We start from the raw sequence: 831 nt of genomic DNA, 5'->3' as shown, positions 1-831 counted from the left end.
CCGTATCGCGGCCTCGGCGGTCTGACTCTTGTGGGCAGCGAGATTGTCGAGAATGACGATATCACCCTTTTCCAGCGTCGGAGCGAGTTGCGTTTCGACATAGGTCTCGAAGATGCGCCGGTTCATCGGCGTGTCGACGACGAAAGGTGCGGTGAGCCCATGACAGCGCAGCCCGGCGATGAAGGTCTGCGTCTTCCAGTGTCCGAACGGTGCCTTTGAGCGCAGCCGTTGGCCTTTCAGGCAGCGGCCGCGCGGCCGCGTCATCTTCGTAGTGGTTCCGGTTTCGTCGATGAACACCAGCCGATGCGGTTCAAGCCGCATTCGTGGCTGGCGCTTGGCCTGCCACTCCCGCCGCGCCTTGCTGATGTCGGGACGATCTTGCTCGCTGGCCTGCAGCGTTTTTTTTGAAGCGGTAGCCGTTCCTAATGAGCCAACGCGAGATCGAGGCGGGAGCGATCTCGACGCCTGCAGCAGCGGCCAGTTCGGCGGCAAGCTCCGGCATGGTGATATCGTCCTTCTCGGCTACATGGCCAAGCAGAAACTCGCGATGCGGGTCGAGCTTGCAATGGCGTCGGCCACCGCTGGCCTTGGGCATCAGGCTCCCGGTCTTTCGATAGTTCCTCACCAGGATCACGACGAACGAAACCGATACACCAAAATGCGCCGCAGCCGAGCGCCGGGAATGGCCGGCTTCGACATACCCGATAACACGTTCACGCAGATCGATCGAATAAGGCTTGGGCATCGCAAATCACCTCCTACAGGAAGTGAATCACGAACGTCGCCTCACTGGAATCCCCTCTCGATTCAACCTGAGCGTCCGACGCTCTA

General features: G+C 60.5%; 2 protein-coding genes. Both read right to left on the bottom strand.

Features of this window, described 5'->3' with window-relative positions; all coding sequences use genetic code 11:
• Window positions 1-321 (bottom strand): transposase (locus tag NKH12_RS30465; RefSeq protein ID WP_352956488.1); only part of this gene is annotated, 321 nt, incomplete at its 3' end.
• Complete coding sequence (locus NKH12_RS30460) at window positions 311-745, bottom strand: helix-turn-helix domain-containing protein (protein ID WP_352956487.1); 435 nt, start codon at window positions 743-745, stop codon at window positions 311-313. The genes NKH12_RS30465 and NKH12_RS30460, both read right to left, overlap by 11 nt.
• Window positions 746-831: the final 86 nt, after the last annotated feature.

Source organism: Mesorhizobium sp. M1322, from assembly GCF_040318085.1.
In the GTDB taxonomy this organism is placed as follows: domain Bacteria; phylum Pseudomonadota; class Alphaproteobacteria; order Rhizobiales; family Rhizobiaceae; genus Mesorhizobium.
The sequence above is the reverse complement of the archived record's forward strand: the minus strand, read 5'-3'. Positions and strand labels throughout refer to the sequence as shown.